Origin of the sequence: Rheinheimera muenzenbergensis, assembly GCF_036984005.1 — a bacterium.
Classification (GTDB): Bacteria; Pseudomonadota; Gammaproteobacteria; order Enterobacterales; family Alteromonadaceae; genus Alishewanella; species Alishewanella muenzenbergensis.
In genome coordinates this window covers 151,602-175,732 of record NZ_JALAAR010000004.1, presented here as the reverse complement: position 1 = coordinate 175,732, position 24,131 = coordinate 151,602, and the positions used below count along the sequence as shown (strand labels likewise).

The following is a 24,131-nucleotide window of genomic DNA, read 5'->3' as shown; positions in this document are numbered from 1 at the left end:
GCTAGTATATATTTATTAGCTTTAGAGTGAACGCTTTTTCTTGCCAAAAATTAGCGACTAAGCTAACAATGAGACAATAATCATAACTATAAAACCGGTCGCAGGAAGCTATGATAAATCGCCTGTTTAGTAAACAAACACCGATAATGGTGGGAATTGACGTCGGAGCACACTCTGTAAAGGCTGTGCTGCTTAGTCAGCATCATGGCATTTGCAAAGTTGAAGCTTTCGCCGTTGAGCCCATGGTTAAAGGTGCAATGTCTGATCGCGAGATCCAAGACATTGAAGCTGTCGGCAATGTGCTGGCAAAAATTCGGAAAAAGATCCCGCGTGCTGTTAAGTTTGCTGCTTCGGCGGTATCCGGATCCACCGTGATCAGCAAAGTCATTTTTATGGATGTGTCCTTAACTGATGCTGAACTTGAAAGTCAAATAGAAGTTGAAGCCGACACCCTGATCCCTTACCCGTTGAATGAAGTCAGTCTTGATTTTGAAAAACAAGACGTGAATGAAGCGGATCCTTCTAAAGTAAACGTCTTACTTAGTGCCGCCCGTACCGAGAGTATCGAAGCCCGGGTTGCGGCGCTTGAAAACGGTAGCTTTACGGCAAAAGTGGTGGATATTGAAAGCCACGCTTTAAGCCGGGCTGCGCAGTTGTGTCTGAAGCAACTGCCAGATGATGCCGATAAAAAAGTGGTTGCCATGGTTGATATCGGCGCCACTATGACGCTGCTCAGTATTGTCGAAAACGGTAAGACTCTTTATACCCGTGACCAGGCGTTTGGTGGTGACCAATACACCCGTAGTATTTTGTCGTATTACAACAAAAACTATGAAGAAGCTGAACTGGCTAAAGTCAGTGGCGATTTGCCGCCTAACTATACCTTTGAGGTGTTAGCGCCATTTCAGACGATGTTGTTGCAACAAGTTCGCCGTGGTATTCAGATGTATCTGACCAGCAGCGGCAAAGACGCTGTAGATTATCTGGTTATTTCCGGTGGTACAGCGTTAATCGAAGGCATTGACAAGTTATTGATTGATGAACTTGGTATCCATACCGTTGTAGCCGATCCGTTCAAGTCGATGGAAGTGGCCACGTCAGTTGATCGTGAACAACTTAGCCGTTATGCACCACAGCTGATGGTTGCCAGCGGGCTTGCATTGAGGAGCTTCACGCCATGGCATATATAAACCTGTTGCCGTGGCGTGACGCGGCACGAAAAGAACGGCAAAAGCAATATCTGACCATACTGACAGCAACCGCTGTGATCAGTTTTTTTCTGATCTTTATGGTCAACATGTTGTACAGCGCCAGAATAGACGGACAAATGCAACGCAACAGTTACCTTGAAAACGAAATTAAGGTATTGGATCAACGTATTGCTGAAATCCGGACACTAAACGAGCTGAAGAAAAGCCTGCAACAACGGATGTCGCTGATATCTCAGTTGCAGGGTAGCCGTAATCTGGGAACCCAGATTATGGACGAGATTGCGCGCATAGTGCCTGCTGGTGTTTATCTGAATCAATTGGAAAAGAAAGGCACCTCGCTGCTACTGATTGGCAAAAGCGAGTCTAACAACCGCCTGTCGAACATGCTGAGGGAAGCCGAAGAGTCAGAGTTGTTGTCTGGCCCCTATCTGGAGTTTATTGAAGCAGGTAAAGATTCAGTCAGTTTACTGAGTAATTTTAAAATGCATCTTACTGTTAAAGGGTACGAAGCGGTTCAGGGTAATGATAGCCCTGCGACACCTGCCGGTGGGAGAGCGCAATGAATCTGAACTTCAATTTATCTGAGATCGATGTCAATGATCTGGACTTGGAGAATATGGGCTCATGGCCCGTTGCCGCCAAAGTGATCTTTGCTGTGATATTGGCCGTTGCCGTTTCAGCCTTAAGTTATTTTATGTTGGTAGACAGCAAAATTGACGAACTTGAGGTCGCACAAAAGAAAGAAATTGAGTTGCGCCAGTTATACAGAACCCGGTATGCATCTGCTGTAAACCTTGATCTGTATAAACAACAAATGGTTGAAATGGAGCAGACATTTTCATTTTTATTAAAGCAGTTGCCGACAACTCACGAAACACCAGGCTTGTTAGATGACATTACCTATGTGGGTACCACCAGTGGTCTGACGTTTATTCGCATCAATTGGGAGCCGGAAATAGAGAAAGAGTTTTATACCGAGCTGCCGATAAAAATTGAAGTGATAGGTGATTACCATCAATTTGGTAACTTTGTCAGCGAAGTGGCAAAATTGCCGCGGATAGTCAGTTTGCATGACTTTGCTATTCAAACTGAGAAAGACGAGCGTCTGCGTTTTAACGTTGTTGCCAAAACATACAGATATAAAGAGGTGCAGCCATGATGAGACGGTTGTCCCTAGTTGTCGCCGCTTTACTGTTAAGCGGATGCTTTGATGATATTAGTGATGTGCAGAATCACATTGCTGAAGTAAAATCTAATACACGTGCCAGGGTTGAACCTTTGCCTGAGATTCAAGAGTTTACGCATATCCCGTATAGTGCACAGGATGCCAGGAGCCCCTTTTCAGCACCACGGCCAGAAGCCATACAGGACAGGTTTTTACAGACTCAGGATTGTTTACATCCAGATCCCAGGCGCAGAAAAGAACCACTGGAAAAATATGCACTGGATAACTTAAAAATGCGTGGCACTTTGGGTGAAATTAGTAAGATCTGGGCGCTTATTGAAGCGTCAGACCGAACCTTACACAAAGTTACGTTAAATAATTATGTCGGCTTGTTCCATGGCAGGGTAATTAGTGTGGAACCAACACACATTGAATTGCTGGAGCTGATTCCGGATGGCGCCGGTTGCTGGAAAGAACGGACGACCATGTTGCAGATGACGGGAACGTCGTCTACTGCAAGAAATTGACAGGTATGCGAGTAAATCATGGATAAAATTATCAAAACAATGTCTGGCAAAATCCAGCGCACTTTACTGTGTTTAGCAACCTTTACACTATTTTCACTGCCGGCAGCTGCAGTACCGCTACTGTATGATGTGCGGTATAACCCTTTGCTAACCGGTGAAACCGAAATCGAGTTTGTGTTTGATGAAGAACTCTATGCTGATCCCAGCATACAGGTATTCAATGAACCGGCCCGGATAGAATTATTCTTTAACGAATCTGATTACGAAGAAAAACTCAACGAAGTGCTGATTAATAAAGCCGGCGTTAAGCGGGTAACATCAGAGTTTGTTGACGATGGCTTTAAAACCGTTATCTACCTGGATTATCTGAAAATCTACCGTACCAAGGTTCGTGGCAATGTGTTTTATATCCACATATCTGATAACCCGACATCTGATGACGTTGGCCAGGCAGCTGACGTAAAACCCACTTATATTAACCGGGTCAATGCACTTGATTTTCGCCGCGGCGATAAAGGTGAAGGCCGGGTGTTGGTATTCCTGCGGGATAACACCGCTGCTGTTGATGTTTCTGAACGTCTCGGTAAGTTGGAAGTGGAGTTTCATAACACCGATATTCTTGACGAATTGCTGTATCAATTGGATGTGGTAGATTTTGGCACTATTGTCAAAGGCATCGAAACCTTTAAAGAAGGTTCTTCAGCACGGTTGGTCATTGATACCACAGCGGAGTTTACCTATACCTATCAGCAAATTGATAATATCTTCACTCTGAACATTGAGCGTGACACCACAAATCGCAGCATTCTTGGTGGCGGCAAAGAGTACAAAGGTCGGGCTATATCGCTAAACTTCCAGGATATCCCGGTTAGAACGGTACTGCAGATTATCGCAGACTATAATGGTTTTAACCTGGTAACCAGCGATTCAGTCAGAGGTAACATTACACTGCGGCTTGATGGCACCCCTTGGGATCAGGCGCTGGACATAGTGCTGCGAGTTAAAGGTCTTGATAAGCGGATGGAAGGCAACATTTTAATGGTTGCACCAACTGATGAATTGGCTGCACGCGAAGCGCGCGAATTAGAAGCTAAGCAAACGGTTGCCGATTTAGAGCCATTGTATTCTGATTTCCTGACGATTAACTATGCGAAAGCGGCAGATATAGCACGCTTACTGGGTAACTTTGATGCCCGTATGCTGTCCATCCGTGGTTCAGTTAACGTCGATGAACGTACCAACACTATTCTGATTAAAGATACCGCGGTCAACATTGAGAACGTGCGTAAACTGATTGAACGACTTGATGTGCCAGTGCGCCAGGTACTGATTGAGTCGCGTATGGTTACGGTGCGTGACAGCGTCGCCGATGAGCTGGGTATTCGTTGGGGTTTCACTGATCAGCAAAGTAGCGGCAGCTCTAATCAGGGTACCTCTGGTTCTGCCGGTGGCGCCAACAGCATAGCTAATGGTTCTATTCCGTCGCTGGATGATCGTTGGAACGTGAATTTCCCAGCCAGTAATGCTGCTGGTAGCATTGCCTTTCACATTGCCCGCCTGGCGGATGGGACCTTACTGGATTTAGAGCTATCTGCTTTAGAGCAAGAGAATAAAGGTGAAATTATTGCCAGCCCACGTATTACTACGGCCAACCAAAAAGAAGCCCGTATTGAACAGGGTGTCGAGATCCCATATGTTCAGGCAGCTTCCAGTGGTGCGACAACAGTAGAATTCAAAAAAGCGGTGCTTAGCCTGACGGTTACGCCGCAAATTACACCGGATAATAAGATCATTATGGATTTAGTGATCACGCAAAATACCCGGGGTGAAACAGTGCAAACGCCAACTGGCCCGGCAACGGCGATAGATACGCAACAAATTCAGACCCAGGTTCTGGTAGATAATGGTGAGACAATAGTGTTGGGTGGTATCTATCAGCAGCAAATATTGTCAACGGTAAACAAAATACCGTTCTTTGGCGACATTCCTTATGTTGGCGCTTTGTTTAGGTCGACCCGCGAAGTTAACGAAAAAAATGAACTGCTTATTTTCGTTACGCCAAAAATAATCACTGACGGCTTATAACTGATATTGGCTCTGCTGTAGCGTAACAGCAGAGCCAACTCAGAATTCACTTGCCAGCAGCTGACGATTCCTGACATAATTCAGCGCTTCAAATTTTCGTGGGAGCCTTGTGGTCCTGAATGTAATTTTCATCGAGTTAGCTGATTAATAATACGACTTATGGCAGAAAAACGTAATATCTTCCTCGTCGGCCCAATGGGTGCTGGCAAAAGCACAATTGGCCGTCATTTAGCAGACATGCTTCATCTGGAGTTCTACGATTCAGATCAGGAAATCGAGCGACGCACTGGTGCGGATATCGCCTGGGTATTCGATCTGGAGGGCGAAGAAGGTTTTCGTGTTCGTGAAGAGAATGTTATTCAGGACTTAACCGAGCTGCAAGGTATAGTGCTTGCCACTGGTGGTGGTTCTGTAATAAGCAAAGAGACACGCAATCGCTTATCGGCCCGCGGTATAGTGGTGTATCTGGAAACGCCAATTGAAAAACAAGTAGCCCGTACTCAACGAGATAAGCGCCGGCCGCTGCTACAAACTGAAGAGGCACCGAAAGAGGTTCTGGAGCGTTTGGCCGCTGAGCGTAACCCTTTGTATGCTGAAATCGCAGACTTTACCGTACGCACCGATGAACAAAGTGCCAGAGCGGTAGCCAGCCAAATTATTGAACAATTAGGTTTCTGATTTAAATTCTGACAAGGAGCTGCTATGCATAAAGTTGACGTCCAACTTGGCGACCGCAGCTACCTTATCTGTATCGATGACAAATTTAGTCCACTGCAGCCATCGCTGGCTGCGGCGCGACAAGTTGTTATAGTGTCCAATCCTACCGTAGCGCCTTTGTATTTACAGCAAGTTAGTCAACTTTTTGCGCAGGCTGAGGTTAAGCACTTTTTACTGCCGGACGGCGAAGCTTATAAAACCCTGCAGTCATTCGAGCAGGTATTGAGCTTTTTGCTGCAGCAAAAAATGTCCCGTGATCTGGTGTTGGTGGCATTGGGCGGTGGCGTTATTGGAGATCTCACCGGCTTCGTTGCTGCCTGTTATCAGCGCGGCGTCAGTTTTGTTCAACTGCCGACAACGTTATTATCGCAGGTCGATTCCTCTGTTGGCGGCAAAACTGCAGTCAACCACCCGTTAGGCAAAAATATGATTGGCGCTTTTAAGCAGCCAACCCAGGTTTTGATTAATACCAGTGTATTAAAGTCGTTACCGCCGCGCGAGTTTGCTGCCGGCATGGCCGAAGTTATTAAGTATGCACTTATTGCCGACCAGGCGTTCTTTCACTGGTTAATGCAGCATACCGACGCCATTCGTGCCCAGCGGCCTGACACCCTGGCGACGATGATTCAGTATTGCTGCCAGATGAAAGCAGATATCGTCAGTCGTGACGAAACAGAGCAGGGCGAGCGCGCCTTGCTTAATCTTGGGCATACTTTTGGCCACGCTATCGAGGCCTGGTTAGGTTACGGGGTTTGGCTGCACGGCGAAGCCGTTGCCGCAGGTATGGTTATGGCCGCTCAGCTTGCTGTGGCGCGCGGGAATTTGCAGCCGCAGGATTTGCAGCAGATAAAAACGTTACTAAGCGCCTTTGACTTGCCAACTGCAGCACCAGACACTATGACTATTGCTGACTTTATGCCGTTTATGAAAACAGACAAAAAAGTTAAGCACGGCAAGATGCGGTTCATCCTGCCAGTGGCTTTTTGCCAGACAGCAATTGCTGATGACGTAACAGAAGCAGAACTTTATGAGGTATTTGCCGATGGACACCGCTGAACTGCAAACAAAATTAACTCAACTGACGCAGTTACTACCGTCGCAACGCGAGTGCCTGGACAGGTTGTTGTTTCAGCTGGCATTTAATCAACACAAAAGCATTCGTATTGTCGGCTCGCCTGGTAGCGGCAAATCTGTTATGGCATTGGCAATGGCCGAACTGTTTTCGGACAAGTTTAATGTTGCCTTGTTAGACAATAAAATCCAGCCAGCCGATGTTGGCACACAGTTGATGAAACAGTGGTTTAATCGCGCCGTGCAAACAGAAGTGTCTTTGGCCGAGCAGCTCGAATCAGCCGTGTCGGTGTTGCCTTTGCTGGTAATAATTGACGATGTTGAACGCCTGTCAGACAATCAATTGCAACAACTGCAAGCAGTAGATTGTTTGCTTTTATGTTTTGCCAGCGAAGAAGGTGAAAATGATGATATTACCTTATTGCTGAGTAAAGTAACCGCCGAAGATGCCAGCCAATTATTGCAGCAGCAAAAGTTAAATACGCTGGAAATCGCCCAACGACTGGCACAGGCGGATGGCAATATGCATCTGTTATTACAAGCCGCTGAAAACAGCGTAGCAACTGAACCTGAAGCACAAGCTTTAGCCCGCAAAGGCTATGCACCCTGGCTTTATGCGGTTGCCGCATTGTTATTAGTAAGCCTGTTGTGGTGGTTAAACGCCGGTGATGAAACAAAACCGGTGCAGGCCGCTAAAAGCAAAACGCAAGCTGTGTCAGTAAAGACTGCTGAAACGCCGCAGCCAAAGGCAGACCTGTCGGCTGAGCCAGAGTTGCAGGCAACTGCAGCGGAGCCCGCAAACGTAATAACGGATGCCAATCTAAGCGAAACTACCGTTGCTGAAACCGAGGCTGAACCGCAAAGCGAACTCGAGCCGCTCGAGGCGGACACTTCGGAACTCAGCAGCGCAACTGGCACTGAAGCTGATACAGATGTAACCGCCGGGCAGGAGCTATCTGAAGCTGAGGTTGATGTTGTAGCAGATGCAGTTAAGCCAGCGCCTGGCGAAGCTGCTACTGAGAATTTATATAGTGAGTCTGAGCTGCTGGCGATGGATAAACAGTCTTATGCGCTGCAATTGGCTGTTCTGTCCAGTGCTGCTGCTTATCAGAGATTTCAGCAGGCTTATCCGGAGTTGCCGGTTTTAGCCTATTCACGTAGCTGGCAGGGGCAAGCGCAAATTGTGCTGTTGCTGGCCTCATTCAGCGATAAAGCCACGGCTAAAGCACAGCTGGCTACCTTGCCGGCAGCGATAACGGCCACCGGGCCTTTTATTAAACCCATGCAGGCGGTGCAAACCGAAATTAAGGTGCGCCAGTCAGTAAATTCGGCATCAGCCCCGGACTAACCTGCCAATGACCAACAGCAAAAGATGTCGTGCCTTTTTAAAATGGGCCGGCGGTAAGTACAACCTGGTTGAGGCAATTGGCCAGCATTTGCCAGCAGCAGACTTATTGATAGAGCCTTTTGTTGGTGCCGGCTCAGTGTTTTTGAACACCGATTATCCACGATATCAGCTGAATGACATCAATGCCGATTTAATCAATCTGTATCAACTGCTGCAAACGGCGCATCAGGGTTTTATAACCGACGCCAGAGACTTTTTTACGCCCAGAACCAATCAACGTGATTGTTATATCAGCTTACGCCAACAGTTTAATTTAAGCGTTGATCCGTATGAAAGGGCATTATTGTTTCTCTACCTTAACCGGCACGGCTACAATGGCTTATGCCGATATAATCTGTCCGGTAAATTTAATGTCCCCTTTGGTAGCTATAAGAAACCCTATTTTCCGGAAGCTGAATTACACTTTTTCGCCGAAAAGGCGCAGCGTGCCACCTTTAGTTGTTACAGCTACCAGCATCTGATGCAGACGGCAGCTTCAGATAGCGTTATCTACTGCGATCCGCCATATGTGCCGCTGAGTAAAACAGCCAGTTTTACCAGCTATGCCAGGCAGGGATTTGATTTAGATGATCAAGCGCAGTTGGCAAACCTTGCCGAGCAGGCACAACAACGCGGTATTACAGTGGTGATCAGCAATCACGACACGACCTGGACACGCAAGATCTACCAACAAGCTAAGTTATACAGTTTGCAGGTTGGCCGTTCTATCAGTCAAAAAGGCGCAAGCCGGGGCAAGGTTGCTGAGTTGTTTGCGGTGTATCAGCCTAAGCCAATACCCAAAACACAATCAGTAACAGTGTTAAGACAAAAAACAGGGTAAAAATAATACCGGCAATAATAAAGGGCACAGGGCTGCTTGCGGAGAAGTCTTGCTGGCGTTGCTTTTCTGATTGTACGCCCACCATAGCACCGATAACGGCTTTAACGATCTGCAACAAAGAAGGGCGTTGTGTCATGCTACGGGTTATTTTGCCGGACTGAGTCGATTCAACAACTCAAGCAAATCGACAAAATGAAACTGGGTAGACCGGCTTTCGCCGCGGATCCAACTAAACCAGCTTTGCTGTTCACCCTGAACACACTGCGCAACTAGCTGACTTTCTGAGTGCTGGCAGGCAATATCTGATTGAGTGATATAAGCTGACACCAGCACAGTGCTGCTAAGCACGGCTGCACAAAGAAAGAATATTTTATAACCGCTGGTAAGTTTCATGTTAATTCCATTTGTCTGATCCAGACTAGGTGGATAATAAAACATCCGGCGACAGGATACAAGCTGCTTATTTATTGCGCAGCTATTGGAGTAAATATAAAAAGGCTGCAGTACTTATACTGCAGCCGGTTGACATCAGAAACTTTTAGAAACGGATAAAATTACCCGGCTGTCTGCCAGATAAGAGCCGTCAATGTCAGTATCGACATAGGCCAGGCTGACACCTGCACCCATAACTTCTGTGCTCAGGCCAACACTCCAGTCCATATAGCTGGCGCTGCTATCGTCATATTCATTCTGGCCAAGTTGCATATCAAGGCTAATTGAATCCGTTAATGCATAAGAATAGCTGGCGTACAGGTAAATAAAGTTTCCGCTATTGGCATAGTAGTCGTCGCTGTAAGCCAGACCAAAGGTCAGATCTTTATATGATAAAGAGCCGTAGATTTCCCAGAAGTTAGAGCCATCAATCTCAGCATTCGGATAGCCGTAACGCATAATACCGACGTCGGTTGACCAATCGTCATTAATAGCGCCACTCCAGCCCAGCATAACATCCAGCTCCAGTGTGCCTTCTGCCAGAAAATCTACGTTAGAACCCCATACCGACACATAGAAGCCGGACTCGGCGCTAAGCGTCAGACCTCCCTGTAAGGCAGGTGCCTCTTCAGTTTGTGAGATACCGCGAAAAGCATAATCAGATGTAAAGGTAATGTCTCCGCTTAGTTCGGCTGCCGCTGCTTTGCCGCTGGCTAGCGCTAAACCGAGTAACACTACCGTTGTTGCTAATGTGGTTCTACCTAAATTTTGCATGTTTTCTGCCCTTTTTTGTGTTCCCTGACGTTAGCTTTCCAAGATATGTGCCATAACAATTTCACGATTAATATCAGTAATATAACTGGCTGATACTTTTGATATTGCAACCGTCTGTACGTTATTGGTGCGTAACTGCCTGTTTTTTGTGCGTGTATTGCGCCGTGCCACAGTGCAATTGCTGATAATATTCAGTAAAGTCACGCTTTGATAAAAAAGGACCAGTTGATGCAACCTTATTTAATCGCACCCTCGATCCTGTCCGCCGATTTCGCCCGTCTCGGTGAAGATGTCGCGGCTGTGTTAAAAGCCGGCGCCGATGTCGTACATTTTGACGTCATGGACAACCACTATGTGCCTAATCTGACGATGGGCCCCATGGTGTGTAAGGCATTACGAAACTACGGTATTACCGCGCCAATAGATGTGCATTTGATGGTTGAACCGGTTGATGCCCTGGTGCCGCAATTTGCTGACGCCGGTGCCAGTATTATTACTTTTCATCCGGAAGCGTCCCGGCACATAGACCGCACTTTGCAGTTAATAAAAAGCCATGGCTGTCAGGCCGGTTTGGTGTTTAACCCGGCAACGCCTCTGAGTTATCTCGATTACGTGCTGGATAAAGTGGACGTTATTTTGCTGATGTCAGTAAACCCCGGCTTTGGCGGCCAGGCATTTATCCCGGCTACGCTGGAGAAGCTGGCCGCAGCACGTAAGCTAATCGACGCCAGTGGCTTGCCGATCCGGTTGGAAATTGATGGTGGCGTAACACCGGATAACATTGCCGACATCGCTACGGCCGGGGCTGATATGTTTGTTGCCGGCTCAGCCATTTTTAATACTGCCGATTACGCCGCAGTGATTAACAAGATGCGGCAGCAATTAGCAAAAGTGCCGCGTTAAGTGGCTTTTTTACTGTTGCAATGCGCTGATATGGTTATAATGCTGCTCTTCAAACCGGTCTGCACGGCCTGTCATTAACAATACTGTCTTTAAAGTGGATACAACTATGAGCAATAAGCCAATTGTGCTAAGTGGTGCACAGCCGTCCGGACAACTTACCATAGGTAATTATCTCGGGGCACTACGCCAATGGGACAAAATGCAGGATGACTATGATTGCTTATATTGTATTGTTGACCTGCATGCTATTACCGTGCGGCAAGATCCGACAGCACTGCGTAATGCCTCGTTAGACAGCCTGGCCTTGTATCTGGCTTGTGGCATAGATCCAAAGCGCTCGGCGGTATTTATGCAATCACATGTGCCGGAGCACAGCCAGTTGGCCTGGGTACTGAACTGCTATACCCAGTTTGGTGAGCTTAGCCGTATGACGCAATTTAAAGATAAATCTGAGCGCCATACTCACAATGTGAATGCCGGTTTATTTACCTACCCGGTGCTGATGGCGGCGGATATTTTGCTGTATCAGGCTAATCAGATCCCGGTCGGACATGACCAAAAACAACATCTGGAATTAGCCCGTGATGTCGCGATGCGATTTAACGCGTTACACGGTGACATTTTTAGCGTGCCAGAACCTTTTATTCCACCGGTAGCGGCGCGGGTGATGAGTTTGCAGGACCCAACGAAGAAGATGTCTAAGTCGGATGAAAATCCGTGGAACTTCGTCGGTTTACTCGAAGACCCAAAAATGATCAGCAAGAAGTTTAAAAAAGCGATGACCGACTCAGAAGATCCGCCACGAGTGCGTTTTGACCTGGATACCAAGCCAGGCGTCGCTAACCTGTTAAGTATTCTCAGTGGCGTTACCGGTAAAACCATTGCTGCGCTGGAAGCCGAATATGAAGGCAAAATGTACGGACACTTAAAAGGCGATGTTGCTGATGCGGTTATTGCTTTATTAGAGCCGGTACAGAAAACCTTTACTGAGCTGCGTGCCGACCAGGCTACCTTGACGGCGGTAATGTGCGCCGGGGCTGAAAATGCCCGGAGCCGGGCCGCAGTAACCCTGGCAAAGGTGAATGATGCGGTGGGCTTCGTGCTGCCATAACCGCGTTAACACTCCTGCCAGGCAAAACATGTTATTACTGATCGACAATTACGATTCTTTTACCTACAACCTGATGCAGTATTTTGCTGCATTGGGTCAGCAGGTTGTCGTGCGGCGCAACGATGATATTAGTCTGGCGCAAATTTCTGCTCTGGCACCAGACTATCTGGTGATCTCGCCGGGGCCAAAATCGCCGTCTGACGCAGGTATCTCGTTAAAGGCAATTGAACAATTTGCCGGCACGTTGCCGATCCTCGGCGTGTGTTTAGGTCACCAGGCTATTGCTCAGGTCTATGGCGCCAAGGTAGTTCGGGCCCGCAAAGTTATGCACGGCAAAAACTCGCTGGTGCAGCACAACGGCCAGTCGGTATTTAGTGGCTTGGTTAATCCGTTAGATGTGACCCGTTATCATTCGCTGGTGGTACAACGCGATTCTTTGCCAACCGAACTGAAACAGACGGCCTGGACAATGGATGCTGACGGCCAACCAGACGAAATTATGGGTCTGATGCATGCCAGCGCAGGGCTGCACAGTGTGCAATTTCATCCAGAGGCAATTTTAAGCCAGCAAGGCAGGCAACTGCTGCAGAATTTTCTGCAACTCGGGCTAAAATAGTGCACTTGACTGCTTCAGGCTCTGGCCGCAGTATGTTAATGCCAGTCATTAGTTAACAACGGAATACCCTTACAGTGAGTAATGAGTTAAATCAGCCATCTGATTCTTTAGTACAGCGCTTTGTGGATCAGCTGGTTGGTGTGGATCCGGCGCATAAGCGGCTTGGTTATCAAATTCGTACCGGGCAATTGGCGGCTGAGCGTACCTTGTTGGATGTTGAAGCTAAAGCCCAGCGCTTACGTGCCGCCGGTGCGGAGGCAAAAGCGCAGTTTGCCGAATTTGCTCAGGCCCATCTGCACGATCAGGTAGCCGACGAGCTGGTGCGTAAACTGCACAATATTGATCTGGTTAGCTCGACATTATTTGACCCGGGTGATGCTTATTATGCTTTGCTGGATACCTTAGCTGGCAAGGTAGTAACAGTGAATAAACTGGATCCGCTGATCAGCAGTGTCAGCTGGTTAACAGAAGATTTGCTGCGGCTGGTTAATCAACCGCAATACCGAAATCGTACTTCATCCGGCGCCATGGTGAAAGATATCAAAACCGCGCTCCGTTATTTAGGTGTAGAAAGCCTGCAACTGATTGTACCGGTATATGCGATGCGTCGAATGATGCCGCATTCAACAGAGCCTTTTCTGGCATTGAAAAATAAACTTTGGGATTATTCTTTAGCGGTAGCTATTGCGGCCAGACGGTTGGCGCAAGACAGCGCTGAACATCCGTATAATGCGTTTTGTGTAGGTTTGTTTCACACGCTTGGGCATGCGGTAGTAACACGTAATTATTTACGTACTTACCAGCAGGTCAAGCAGGCGCAGTTATTACTTGCCCGTGAGAGCCGGGATGTACAGTTAACCGACGCGCTGGACAACCTGCAGCCGGATGCCAGCTTTTTGTGTGAGAGTTTGCAGGAGTTTGCTGGCGTACTCAGTGCAGATGTGACGTCGCGCTGGCAGCTGCAAACCTTGCCTCTGTGTCAGACCTTAGATCAGCTGGCTGAAGGTTTGGGCTTTGCCGGTAGCAGTCCACTGGCGCGCCTGGTGCAGCAGGCTCAGGTTTATGTGCAGTGGCAAGAACTGAAAAGCACACAATTTATCAGCGCTAACGAGACAAAAAGCTGGTTTAGTAGTGTGCAGCTGAGTGAAGAAGCAGTACAAATACTGTCTCAAACCAATCTGAAGCGGCTTGGCGTCGATATTTAGCAAAAAATTTACGCCATATCCATGCAAGCAGCTTTGCGCCAGCAGCGACATTGTATTAATTGCCGCCCCAGTGCTGGCTTACGCTGCTGCTTGCTGGCGCGCCATTGGTGCTTTGCCACTGTTGCGTAGTTATTCAGTTCAGCTGAGAATCTATCTGCAGGCCTTGTCAAATCAGGCTTTTAAGGCTTTTTAACCGCAAGACAACACCGTTTATATCTGCAATAATGCCGCTGTGATTATCTCTGATAAACCTGATTGTTGATGCAAAACAGGTTAAACCAATAACAAGAAGGAGCGAAGTATGACCGGCCAGTTGCAGGTAAATCGTGCGTTGTTTGACGAAGTAATGGTACCTAATTATGCCCCAGCCGGGATTATTCCGGTGCAAGGCAAGGGCTCTCGTGTATGGGATCAGCAAGGTCGGGAATACATCGATTTTGCCGGTGGTATTGCCGTAAGCAGCCTGGGCCACTGTCATCCTGCACTGGTTAACGCTTTAAAACAGCAGGCAGACAAACTTTGGCATCTAAGCAATGTAATGACCAACGAACCGGCGTTGCGTCTGGCAAAAAAGCTGGTTGATGCAACTTTTGCCGATAAAGTCTATTTTGCCAATTCCGGAGCCGAGGCAAATGAAGCGGCTTTTAAATTGGCGCGGCGGTATGCGCTGGACAAGTTTGGCGCCGACAAAGATCAAATTATTTCTTTTAGCAAAAGTTTTCATGGCCGTACCTTCTTCACTGTAACGGTTGGCGGTCAGGCAGCCTATTCAGATGGCTTCGGGCCTAAACCGGGTGCAGTTCTGCATGCGGAATTTAATAATCTGGATAGTGTCAAAGCGTTAATCTCAGATAAAACCTGTGCAGTGGTATTAGAGCCGATTCAGGGCGAGGGCGGTATTATTCCGGCCACGGCCGACTTTATCCGTGGTGTGCGTGAGCTTTGCAACAAACACAATGCGCTGTTGGTGCTGGATGAAGTGCAAACCGGCGTAGGCCGTACCGGCAAACTGTACGCCTATATGCACTACGGTGTGACACCGGATATTCTGACAACGGCTAAATCGCTTGGCGGTGGCTTCCCGGTAGGGGCCATGTTAACCACTAACGAGATTGCCAGTCATTTAAAAGTCGGTACCCATGGCAGTACCTATGGCGGTAATCCACTGGCCTGCGCGGTGGCAGAAGCGGTACTGGACACTGTTAACACTGCAGATGTGATGCAGCAGGTACTGGAAAATGAACAACTGTTCCGTGACGAGCTGCAACGCATTAATGCGAAGTACCAGGTGTTTAGTGAAGTACGCGGTCAGGGCATGCTGCTGGGCGCTGTACTGAACGATAAGTTTAAAGGCCGCTCACGCGACTTCTTCCTGGCAGCAGCAGAGCATGGCTTAATGGCCTTGGTTGCTGGCGCTGATGTGGTGCGTTTTGCGCCTTCGCTGGTTATTACTGGCGACGATATTCGTCAGGGCATGCAACGCTTTGAACAAGCGGTACAACAGGTCGTAAACGCCTGAGCATTGAATTAAGCAGCATTAAGACTGCAAAAATGAAGCAAGGGGCCGTTAAGGCCCCAAAAAACTATAAAGCAAAAGTGGAGTAAGCGACGATGATGGTGATTCGCCCCATCCGAGCGGATGATTACCCGGCACTGTATGCCATAGCGGTAGAGTCTGGCCATGGCTTTACGTCTTTGCCGGTAAATGATGAGCTGCTGATGCGAAAAATCAGCCGTTCTGAGCAGTCATTTGCTAAAGCCGTTACCATGCCCGGTGATGAAGGTTACCTGTTTGTACTGGAAGACAGTGAAACCGGTGAGGTTTGTGGTACCAGTGCACTGGAAGCCGCAGTTGGCCTGGATGATGCCTTTTATCACTACCATTTAGGTAAGGTAGTACACAGCTCACGTTCACTGGGCGTCTATAAAACAGTGGATATTCTGACGTTATGTAACGATTACACCGGCGTAAGCGAGCTTTGTACTTTGTTTTTACGCGAAAGCCGGCGTGAGAAAAACAACGGCCGTTTGTTGTCTAAAATGCGCTTTTTATTTATGGCTGAGTTTGGGCAACGTTTTGCCGAGCGGGTCATTGCCGAAATGCGAGGCATTTCTAATGACGATGGCAGCTCGCCATTTTGGCAATGGTTGCAGGAGCATTTTTTCTCGCTGGATTTTCCTACTGCAGATTACCTTACCGGCATAGGTCAGAAAGTGTTTATTGCTGAATTGATGCCAAAGTACCCGATCTATGTCAGTCTGCTGAGTAAACAGGCACAGGCGGTTATTGGAAAAGTGCATGACAAAACCAAACCGGCGCTGGCTTTATTGCAATCTGAGGGGTTTTCAAACCGCGGCTATGTCGACATCTTTGATGCCGGCCCAACGGTCGAAGCCCGGGTTGAGCATATTCGTAGCGTGCGCAATAGCCGGCGTTTGCGGGTGAATATTGGTGCACAACGTAGCGGTCAGCCGTATCTGGTTTGCAATACCCGGCTGGCAGAGTTTCGTGCCACCTGGCTGACGCTTGATATTAACGAACACGAAGAAGAGGTAACACTGACAGCAGCTGCAGCGGCCATATTGTTGGTCGATGCCGGAGATTGGGTCAGGGTTAGCCGGATATAACAGGGGAGACGAATGAAACACGCAGAACAATTTATTAATGGTGCCTGGGTACAAGGTGAAGGCAAGGCGTTCACTTCACTGGACCCGGCAAAAAACCAACAACTGTGGCAAGGCCAGGCCGCCACGGCAGAGCAGGTGGCAGCTGCCGTTTCTGCTGCCCGTACTGCCCAGTACCATTGGGCTGGACTGAGCTTTGAGGAGCGGGTTGCCGTAGTGAAACGCTTCGCTGAGCAGCTGACTGAACACAAAGAAGCCATGGCGCAGTCAATTGCCGAAGAAACCGGTAAAGCATTGTGGGAAGCCCGCACTGAAGTGGCAGCAATGATCGGTAAAATTGATATTTCTGTGCGGGCTTATCAGGAGCGCACCGGCAGCAAAGAAAACCCGATGCCACAAGGCCGGGCGTTTATCCGCCATAAGCCGCACGGCGTGGTAGCGGTGTTTGGCCCTTATAACTTTCCTGGTCACTTACCGAATGGCCATATAGTGCCAGCCCTACTGGCCGGTAATGCGGTAATATTTAAGCCATCGGAACTCACGCCTAAAGTCGCTGAAGATACAGTTAAACTGTGGCAACAGGCCGGCATACCTGCGGGCGTACTCAGCCTGTTGCAGGGCGAAGTGGATACCGGCAAAGCCATAGCTGCGCATGACGGCATAGACGGTATTTTCTTTACCGGCAGCTCGCGCACCGGCCACTATTTGCACCAGCAGTTTGCTGGTCGTCCAGACAAAATCCTGGCGTTGGAGATGGGCGGTAACAACCCGTTAATTGTGCAGGACGTCAGTAATATTGATGCCACTGTCCACGATATCGTGCAATCGGCCTTTATTTCAGCCGGTCAGCGCTGTACCTGCGCCCGTAAGCTGTTCTTGCCGGTGGGTGCTTTAGGTGATGCGATTTTGCAGCGTTTACTGGATGTGGCGGCACAAATCAAAGTAGGCGTGTATGACGCGGCTGAGCAGCCGTTTATGGGCTCGATGATTTCCGTTGCCGCAGCCAAAGCTATGCTGGCAGTAGAGCGCCAGTTGGTTGAACTGGGTGGCAAAGTGTTACTGCCAATGCGCCATTTGGATGAAAACACCGCTTTGGTTACCCCGGGTATTATCGAATGTTCTGCAGTAACAGACTTCCCGGATGACGAACACTTTGGCCCGCTGTTAAAGGTGTTCCGCTTTAGCGACTTTGATCAGGCGATTGATGCGGCTAACAGCACAGACTTTGGCCTGTCGGCAGGTTTGTTAAGTGATAGCGCTGAGCTATACCAACATTTCTTCCGCCGTATCCGTGCTGGCATTGTTAACTGGAACCGGCCTATTACCGGCGCCAGCTCGGCCGCTCCTTTCGGGGGTATTGGCGCCAGCGGTAATCACAGAGCCAGCGCTTACTATGCCGCAGATTACTGCGCTTATCCGGTGGCATCGGTTGAACTGGAGCAGGTCGTGATGCCAGAGCAACTGTCACCAGGTTTGCAATTCTGAGGTTAAAAAAATAAATCTTGTCGGGGCTTAGGCCCCGATTTGTTTTATGCAGCAGTTTTTGCTTAAATAACTAATACTTATTTGTGCTGCATCAGCAATCAGGCGTAATTAAACCTATGGTTACCGATAAACCAGGATATGAGCATTTAATCCAGTTTCTGACCGAACATCTGGCGTTATTCGAACAGCGCAGCGGTAATGAAAGCGGCAAAACCATTGGTGAGTTGCTGGAAGAGTCAATTGCCGAGCAAATTATTACCCTTTGCACCCAGCACACCGAGTTGGAAATGAACCATCGCAGTATGATTATTCGCGAAGTTGACGGCATTATGTACGATTTTCAGGAAGTACTTGCCAGCGTGCTGGAAAAAAATGCCACAGCGCAACAGGCCGAACTAATCAATGAAATCTCTCTGCTTATCAAGAACCTGTTTGATACAGCTATCGCTGATCTAATGGATTAGCCCCCGATTTGCTGCAATTTTGCTAGATACCGCGAGCACTTTTACGTAGAATACCCGCCTTATTTTAAAAGGGGCAGGGTAATGCAGGCAAAAGTCAGCTGGCACAACGACAATACCTTTATTGGTACCTCCGGCAGTGGCCACAGCGTCGTGTTTGATGGTAACAAAGACAACAGCAGTGCACCCAGCCCGATGGAAATGGTGCTGATGGCAGCTGGCGCCTGCTCTTCGGTGGATGTGGTGAGTATTTTAAAGAAAGCCCGTCAGCAAGTACTTGATTGTGAAGTGCAATTAAGCGGCGAGCGCGCAGACAGCGTACCTAAAGTATTTACCAGCATACACCTGCATTTTGTTGTTACCGGTATCGATTTAAGTGACAAGCAGGTAGAACGGGCAGTTAAGCTGTCAGCAGATAAATATTGTTCAGTGTCTATCATGTTGTCCGGCAGTGTTAAGGTGTCTCACTCTTTTAGTGTGAAGGCGGCACAGCTTAGTACAACAGCATAGCAACTGTTATTTAGTTAGTGACAACCGGTGAGCGGTTATTAGCGGAGACAATGTAATTGGTTAAACCATTTGAAAAATTGAAACTACATGGCTTTAATAATCTGACGAAAAGTCTGAGTTTCAGTCTTTATGACATTTGTTATGCCAAAACTGAGCAGCACCGGCAAGAGTATATCGAATATATCGACGAGCAGTACAATGCTGATCGCCTAACCGATATACTGACTGAAGTGACCGACATTATCGGTGCCAATATCCTTAACGTTGCGCGGCAAGATTATGATCCACAGGGGGCCAGCGTAACTATCCTTGTTAGCGAAGAGCCAGTGCTGGTAGATCCGGACAACTCAGAAAACCCGGGACCACGGCCTGATGCGGTTGTAGCTCATTTGGATAAAAGCCATATTTGTGTGCATACCTATCCGGAAGTGCACCCACACGATGGTATCTGTACTTTCCGTGCCGATATTGAGGTGTCTACCTGCGGTATTATATCGCCACTGAAAGCGCTGAACTTCTTAATTCACAGTTTCGAATCTGACATTGTTACGGTCGATTACCGCGTTCGGGGTTTTACCCGTGACATCAGCGGCACCAAACATTATATCGATCATCCGATTACCTCTATTCAGAACTTTATGGACGAAGATACGAAACGTGCTTTCCAGATGATTGACGTTAACGTGTATCAGGAAAACCTGTTTCATACCAAGATGATGTTAAAAGAGGCAGATTTAAACAACTACCTGTTTGGTATGGGAACCGACTCAATGACTGCAGAAGAGCAAAAGGTCATAAGCAAGAAAGTGTTCCGTGAAATGCGCGAGATTTTCTATGGCCGCAACCTGCCGGATATGAAGTAGTTGAAAAATAACGCGGTACTGTTAGGGCACCGGTTTTCTATAGCGCCAATGCTCGATTGGACAGATAAGCATTGCCGCTATTTTCACCGTTTGCTTAGCCAGCATGCGGTGTTGTATACCGAAATGGTCACCACCGGCGCCATTATTCATGGCAGTGGTGACTATTTAGCTTTCAATGAAGAAGAGCACCCACTGGTATTGCAATTGGGCGGCTCTAACCCGGTTGATATGGCACACTGCGCCAAACTGGCACAGCAGCGTGGCTATGATGCGGTGAATATTAATGTCGGCTGCCCGTCAGACCGGGTGCAAAACGGCATGTTCGGCGCTTGCCTGATGGCCCAACCACAGCTGGTGGCCGACTGCATTAAAGCCATGCAGGATGCGGTAGATATTCCGGTGACAGTAAAAACCCGTATCGGTATTGACGATTCTGATGACTATCAGTTTTTGCAGGACTTTGTCGCCGCTGTAGCCGATGCCGGCTGTCAACAGCTGATCATTCATGCCCGTAAAGCCTGGCTAAAAGGCTTAAGCCCGAAAGAAAATCGTGAAGTGCCACCGCTGAATTATCAGCGAGTCTATCAGTTAAAGCAGGATTTTCCGCAGCTTGATATCAGCATTAATGGTGGCATAAAAACGCTGCAACAGGCGCGCGAACAGTTGCAATACCTTGATGGCGTGATGGTAGGGCGTGAAGCTTACAGTAACCCTTTGCTACTTAGCGAAGTTGATGCGTTGATTTATGGCAGTACTGCACTGCCACTGACGCCACAACAAGTTGTGCAGCAGATGTTACCTTACATCGAACGGCAAATGCAGCAAGGCGCCAGGTTTTGGCATATTGCCCGGCATATGCTGGGCTTGTTCCAGGGCGTGCCCGGTGCACGGCAATGGCGGCGTTTACTTAGTGAAAAAGGCCATTTGGCTGATGCAACACCAGAGTTAATGTTACAGGCACTGGCATTAATTAAGCCGCTTGATAATTTGACTAATTAGTTAGTTAAACTCACTACATTTTAGTTTTATAAAAAAGGCGCTTGCAGTTAACTGTAAGTGCCTTTTTTATTTGTTATTTAGTTTCAATGTCTTACATTTGTTTTTATGGTTGGCACAGAGCTTGAAATACCTTGGTGGTAGTTAACACTAATTTATTTCAAGGAGCTGATAATGAAAACGCTAACTTTACTGTCTGCCACCACTTTACTGGCCAGTGCGGTATTTTGTTCTGCTGGCCATGCCGGCGAGCTGAGCGCAGAGTTGCAAGCAGCAACAGCGCAGCACGTCGCAGCAGAAAAAGCCAAGGTGGCACAACAGGCCCATTTAAGCATGCTGCATACTGTTATTGACATTAAGGCCCGCCTGCAAGCTGAACAGGATGCATCACAGCTATTAGCGTCGCAAACCCAAGTAGTTCAGGTGGCTGAATAACATGATGTTTTCAACAGGCTGGTTGTTTGTTATGTATTTAAGCCCGGTGCTTAGCCTGATCCCGGTGATGCTGTTGTGGCAATGGCTTGCTGCAATCGCCGGCATACGTGATCAACTGTAACAGGAGGTATTATGCACTGGGCCAGTACAGAAATTTTAACCTTTGCCGTGTTCAGTTGCCTGCTGCTACTGGTAAAACGCAGCAGTAAAATTAACGTTATGCAGGAGTGTGAAGATGGCGAGCTATGATACCGATCGCTGGTACTGTGCCAGGGCGTTTCGCAAAGTTAGCGGAGTCTGTGCCGGTGTTGCCGGTTACTATCAGCAGCCACGCTGGCTGATACGTATATTGGCGGTTGCGCTGTTACTGATGTTTCCTATAGCAACAATAGTGGCTTATCTGGTGGCGGCTGTTGTTTTACCAGACCGTTAAGGCACAGGTGCGCGATAGCGGTTTAGGGTTTCAGGCTGTGAAGCGGGTAAAACTGGTGTAAGATAAGGCAATAACTTACAAGGAGATACCAGATGCGCGCTTTCATCGCAGCGGTTTTGTTGACTGCCTCCCAGCTTGCGGCGGCAGAAAATATCAGTATTGCAGAGGCACAGATCCGTCAGCCAATGCCAGGGCGAACTGTCACGGCTGGTTACCTGACATTACATAATCATACCGCGGCGGAGCTGCAGCTGGTTGGCGCCAGCAGCGCATCTTTTGGCCGGGCCGAATTACACCAGCATAGCCATCGCGATGGTATGATGCGGATGGAACAGGTCAGTGCTATCACTATTCCAGCCAAGGGATCGGTAACCCTGGCTCCGGGTGGTTTACACCTGATGTTATTTGAACCCGCATCAGCGCTGGAGCCTGGCCAGTCTGTACCCTTGACCCTGATGTTTGCCGATGGCGAAAAGCTGTCGGTTGACGTGCCTGTGGTTGCAATGCCAAAACGATAAGGAAAACTTATGTTTAATACGAAACTGCTGAGTGCAGCGGTATTAGTGTTGCTGGTGTTGCTGTACATCACTGGCTGGTGGGTTAGCCGTGAACCTGATCTGCTACCAGAGGCGAACCCGCAGAGCCAACTGCAACCGGCCGACAAAGCCGTTGTCGGCTATGCTACCACTACTGCTCTAATCCGTGTCAGTGAGACCTTGTTAGACAAAAGCGGTGGCTACCTGTCAAATGACATTTTGCCGCCCTTTAGTTTGTTAGACAACATGCCGGCCTGGGAGCTGGGGGCGCTGGAGATGTCACGTGATTTGGCGCTGGCGCTGCGGAAAGATTTAAGCCGGTCGCAGTCACAGTCGACAGAAAATCCGTACCTTAAAGTCGCACAGCCGATGTTTAATATTGATCACCGCAGCTGGGCTATTCCCAGTGCCGAAGCAGAATATCGTAAGGCTATAGCGCAGTTATACCTTTACCGGCAAGAGCTGCTGGAACCATCCCGGCCCGACAGTCAGTTTTACGCCCGCGCCGATAACCTGCGTGACTGGTTAAAAGCGGTAGAAAAGCGTCTTGGCAGTTATTCGCAGCGCTTAAGTGCCAGTGTTGGCCAGGACCGGCTAAATACCGATTTAGCCGGCGATGCAGGTGCCAGACAATCAACAGATGTACCCGGCCAACGTTTGGTAAAAACCAGCTGGTGGAAACTGGACGACGAATTCTATGAGGCGCGTGGTGCCAGTTGGGCTTTGCTGCATTTCTTAAAAGCCGTTGAGCAGGACTTTGCCGATGTGTTGCAGCGCAAAAATGCCATGGTAAGTTTGCAGCAGATCATTCGTGAACTGGAAGCCACGCAACAGGCGATTTGGAGTCCGATGATCCTTAACGGCAGTGGCTTTGGCTTAATGGCGAATCATAGCTTGGTAATGGCGAACTACATTTCGCGTGCCAATGCTGCATTAATTGACCTATCTGAATTATTAACACAAGGGTAAACACGGGCATGAAAAAAACAGCATTGCTTTTATCGCTGAGCACTGTGCTGCTGGCAGGCACGGCTCAGGCAGATACTTTGCTTGGCATTTATTTAGGCGCTGATGCGTGGCAATCGTCGGCAGAAGGCAGTTTTGCCGCAACAGATATGCGGCAGAGTTTTAATTTTAACGATAAAACACAAACATCCTACTATCTGACTTTAGAACATCCACTGCCGCTATTGCCGAATGTGCGGTTACAGCGTAATCAACTGACGTCAGCCGGAATAAGCGATATCAGTGCCGGCTTTACTTTGGCTGGTGCAACCTTTGCCAGCAACACTGAGGTAAGTAATCAGCTTGAACTGAGCAATACCGACTATGTGCTGTACTATGAACTGTTTGACAACAGTTTGCTGAGTCTGGATTTGGGCATTAATGCCAAACACATAAAAGGACATGTATTAGTTACAGAAACTGCAGCTGATGGTATGTCAGTGCGGCAGAATATCTCTCAAATTATCCCTATGCTTTACACTTCTGCGGCTGTCGGCTTACCTTTAACCGGGTTGGAATTTTTTGCCGGCGGCAGCATAGTGTCTTACGATGGCAGCCGGGTGTATGATGGCCAAGCCGGCATAAGCTATGCTTTTATGGACAATCTGGTGCTTGATACAACGTTAAAGCTGGGCTATCGCGCAGTGAATATGCGTCTGGATGATGTTGACGATCTGTATGCAGATCTAACGTTTAACGGTGTTTTCGCCGGTATTGAAATCCATTTCTAAACCATT

At 48.2% G+C, this 24,131-nt stretch carries 28 protein-coding genes; 25 read left to right on the top strand and 3 right to left on the bottom strand.

Annotation, left to right across the window (positions count from 1 at the left end; genetic code table 11):
• The first annotated feature begins 110 nt into the window (after window positions 1-110).
• From MN202_RS06425 to MN202_RS06385, 9 genes are all read left to right on the top strand, one after another.
• Window positions 111-1,190 carry a pilus assembly protein PilM gene (locus MN202_RS06425; protein WP_335735271.1) on the top strand — a complete coding sequence of 360 codons (1,080 nt, stop codon included), beginning with the start codon at window positions 111-113 and terminating at the stop codon, window positions 1,188-1,190.
• Window positions 1,178-1,774 (top strand): PilN domain-containing protein, encoded by a 597-nt coding sequence (locus MN202_RS06420; RefSeq protein ID WP_335735270.1) that lies wholly within the window; start codon window positions 1,178-1,180, stop codon window positions 1,772-1,774. The genes MN202_RS06425 and MN202_RS06420 overlap by 13 nt, the downstream gene beginning before the upstream one ends.
• Window positions 1,771-2,370 (top strand): type IV pilus inner membrane component PilO, encoded by a 600-nt coding sequence (locus MN202_RS06415; protein ID WP_335735269.1) that lies wholly within the window; start codon window positions 1,771-1,773, stop codon window positions 2,368-2,370. Before MN202_RS06420 ends, MN202_RS06415 begins: the two co-directional genes overlap by 4 nt.
• Window positions 2,367-2,903: a pilus assembly protein PilP gene (locus MN202_RS06410; protein WP_335735268.1), complete on the top strand. Its 537-nt coding sequence runs from the start codon at window positions 2,367-2,369 to the stop codon at window positions 2,901-2,903. Before MN202_RS06415 ends, MN202_RS06410 begins: the two co-directional genes overlap by 4 nt.
• A gap of 18 nt (window positions 2,904-2,921) precedes the next feature.
• Entirely contained in the window at window positions 2,922-4,988 is a 2,067-nt protein-coding gene (locus tag MN202_RS06405) for a type IV pilus secretin PilQ (protein WP_335735267.1), read from the top strand.
• A gap of 159 nt (window positions 4,989-5,147) precedes the next feature.
• Window positions 5,148-5,666 (top strand): shikimate kinase AroK, encoded by a 519-nt coding sequence (gene aroK / locus MN202_RS06400; RefSeq protein WP_335735266.1) that lies wholly within the window; start codon window positions 5,148-5,150, stop codon window positions 5,664-5,666.
• A 24-nt stretch (window positions 5,667-5,690) separates the two neighbouring features.
• On the top strand, window positions 5,691-6,761 hold the full coding sequence (gene aroB / locus MN202_RS06395; RefSeq protein WP_335735265.1) for a 3-dehydroquinate synthase: 1,071 nt from the start codon (window positions 5,691-5,693) through the stop codon (window positions 6,759-6,761).
• Window positions 6,733-8,124 carry an SPOR domain-containing protein gene (locus MN202_RS06390; RefSeq protein ID WP_335735264.1) on the top strand — a complete coding sequence of 464 codons (1,392 nt, stop codon included), beginning with the start codon at window positions 6,733-6,735 and terminating at the stop codon, window positions 8,122-8,124. The genes aroB and MN202_RS06390 overlap by 29 nt, the downstream gene beginning before the upstream one ends.
• 7 nt (window positions 8,125-8,131) lie before the next feature.
• Window positions 8,132-9,004, top strand: coding sequence for a Dam family site-specific DNA-(adenine-N6)-methyltransferase (locus MN202_RS06385; protein WP_335735263.1), 873 nt, complete (start codon window positions 8,132-8,134; stop codon window positions 9,002-9,004).
• Here MN202_RS06385 and MN202_RS06380 read toward each other — a convergent pair.
• The 3 genes from MN202_RS06380 to MN202_RS06370 form a co-directional block, all read right to left on the bottom strand.
• Window positions 8,949-9,089 carry a DUF2970 domain-containing protein gene (locus MN202_RS06380; RefSeq protein WP_335735415.1) on the bottom strand — a complete coding sequence of 47 codons (141 nt, stop codon included), beginning with the start codon at window positions 9,087-9,089 and terminating at the stop codon, window positions 8,949-8,951. The two genes, MN202_RS06385 and MN202_RS06380, sit on opposite strands and share 56 nt — an antisense overlap.
• Before the next feature lie 59 nt (window positions 9,090-9,148).
• Window positions 9,149-9,397 (bottom strand): hypothetical protein, encoded by a 249-nt coding sequence (locus MN202_RS06375; protein WP_335735262.1) that lies wholly within the window; start codon window positions 9,395-9,397, stop codon window positions 9,149-9,151.
• Between the two features lie 135 nt (window positions 9,398-9,532).
• On the bottom strand, window positions 9,533-10,210 hold the full coding sequence (locus tag MN202_RS06370; RefSeq protein ID WP_335735261.1) for a TorF family putative porin: 678 nt from the start codon (window positions 10,208-10,210) through the stop codon (window positions 9,533-9,535).
• 225 nt (window positions 10,211-10,435) lie between these two features.
• On the opposite strand from MN202_RS06370, the gene rpe reads away from it, so the two are divergent.
• The 16 genes from rpe (at window position 10,436) to MN202_RS06290 (ending at window position 24,125) form a co-directional block, all read left to right on the top strand.
• On the top strand, window positions 10,436-11,113 hold the full coding sequence (gene rpe, locus MN202_RS06365) for a ribulose-phosphate 3-epimerase (protein ID WP_335735260.1): 678 nt from the start codon (window positions 10,436-10,438) through the stop codon (window positions 11,111-11,113).
• Between the two features lie 106 nt (window positions 11,114-11,219).
• Window positions 11,220-12,224, top strand: coding sequence for a tryptophan--tRNA ligase (trpS, locus tag MN202_RS06360; RefSeq protein WP_335735259.1), 1,005 nt, complete (start codon window positions 11,220-11,222; stop codon window positions 12,222-12,224).
• A 28-nt stretch (window positions 12,225-12,252) separates the two neighbouring features.
• Window positions 12,253-12,840 (top strand): anthranilate synthase component II, encoded by a 588-nt coding sequence (locus MN202_RS06355; RefSeq protein WP_335735258.1) that lies wholly within the window; start codon window positions 12,253-12,255, stop codon window positions 12,838-12,840.
• Window positions 12,841-12,914: 74 nt separating this feature from the next.
• Window positions 12,915-14,045: an HDOD domain-containing protein gene (locus MN202_RS06350; RefSeq protein WP_335735257.1), complete on the top strand. Its 1,131-nt coding sequence runs from the start codon at window positions 12,915-12,917 to the stop codon at window positions 14,043-14,045.
• A gap of 301 nt (window positions 14,046-14,346) precedes the next feature.
• A complete protein-coding gene (locus MN202_RS06345) occupies window positions 14,347-15,564 on the top strand; it encodes an aspartate aminotransferase family protein (protein WP_335735256.1) in 1,218 nt (405 codons plus the stop codon).
• A 92-nt stretch (window positions 15,565-15,656) separates the two neighbouring features.
• The gene (gene astA, locus MN202_RS06340) at window positions 15,657-16,673 is read left to right on the top strand and encodes an arginine N-succinyltransferase (protein ID WP_335735255.1); all 1,017 of its coding nucleotides are present in this window, start codon (window positions 15,657-15,659) and stop codon (window positions 16,671-16,673) included.
• A 12-nt stretch (window positions 16,674-16,685) separates the two neighbouring features.
• Window positions 16,686-18,155 carry a succinylglutamate-semialdehyde dehydrogenase gene (astD, locus tag MN202_RS06335; protein WP_335735254.1) on the top strand — a complete coding sequence of 490 codons (1,470 nt, stop codon included), beginning with the start codon at window positions 16,686-16,688 and terminating at the stop codon, window positions 18,153-18,155.
• Window positions 18,156-18,271: 116 nt separating this feature from the next.
• Entirely contained in the window at window positions 18,272-18,619 is a 348-nt protein-coding gene (locus MN202_RS06330; RefSeq protein WP_335735253.1) for a DUF3802 family protein, read from the top strand.
• Window positions 18,620-18,700: 81 nt separating this feature from the next.
• Window positions 18,701-19,126 carry an OsmC family protein gene (locus MN202_RS06325; protein ID WP_335735252.1) on the top strand — a complete coding sequence of 142 codons (426 nt, stop codon included), beginning with the start codon at window positions 18,701-18,703 and terminating at the stop codon, window positions 19,124-19,126.
• A gap of 56 nt (window positions 19,127-19,182) precedes the next feature.
• Window positions 19,183-19,989 carry an adenosylmethionine decarboxylase gene (gene speD / locus MN202_RS06320; RefSeq protein WP_335735251.1) on the top strand — a complete coding sequence of 269 codons (807 nt, stop codon included), beginning with the start codon at window positions 19,183-19,185 and terminating at the stop codon, window positions 19,987-19,989.
• Window positions 19,990-20,988, top strand: coding sequence for a tRNA dihydrouridine(20/20a) synthase DusA (gene dusA / locus MN202_RS06315; RefSeq protein WP_335735250.1), 999 nt, complete (start codon window positions 19,990-19,992; stop codon window positions 20,986-20,988).
• Window positions 20,989-21,159: 171 nt separating this feature from the next.
• Window positions 21,160-21,420: a hypothetical protein gene (locus tag MN202_RS06310; protein ID WP_335735249.1), complete on the top strand. Its 261-nt coding sequence runs from the start codon at window positions 21,160-21,162 to the stop codon at window positions 21,418-21,420.
• A gap of 235 nt (window positions 21,421-21,655) precedes the next feature.
• On the top strand, window positions 21,656-21,853 hold the full coding sequence (locus MN202_RS06305; protein ID WP_335735248.1) for a PspC domain-containing protein: 198 nt from the start codon (window positions 21,656-21,658) through the stop codon (window positions 21,851-21,853).
• A gap of 92 nt (window positions 21,854-21,945) precedes the next feature.
• Window positions 21,946-22,371 carry a copper chaperone PCu(A)C gene (locus tag MN202_RS06300; protein WP_335735247.1) on the top strand — a complete coding sequence of 142 codons (426 nt, stop codon included), beginning with the start codon at window positions 21,946-21,948 and terminating at the stop codon, window positions 22,369-22,371.
• A gap of 9 nt (window positions 22,372-22,380) precedes the next feature.
• Entirely contained in the window at window positions 22,381-23,358 is a 978-nt protein-coding gene (locus MN202_RS06295) for a DUF2333 family protein (protein ID WP_335735246.1), read from the top strand.
• Between the two features lie 8 nt (window positions 23,359-23,366).
• Complete coding sequence (locus tag MN202_RS06290; RefSeq protein WP_335735245.1) at window positions 23,367-24,125, top strand: TIGR04219 family outer membrane beta-barrel protein; 759 nt, start codon at window positions 23,367-23,369, stop codon at window positions 24,123-24,125.
• The last annotated feature ends 6 nt before the right edge of the window (window positions 24,126-24,131 follow it).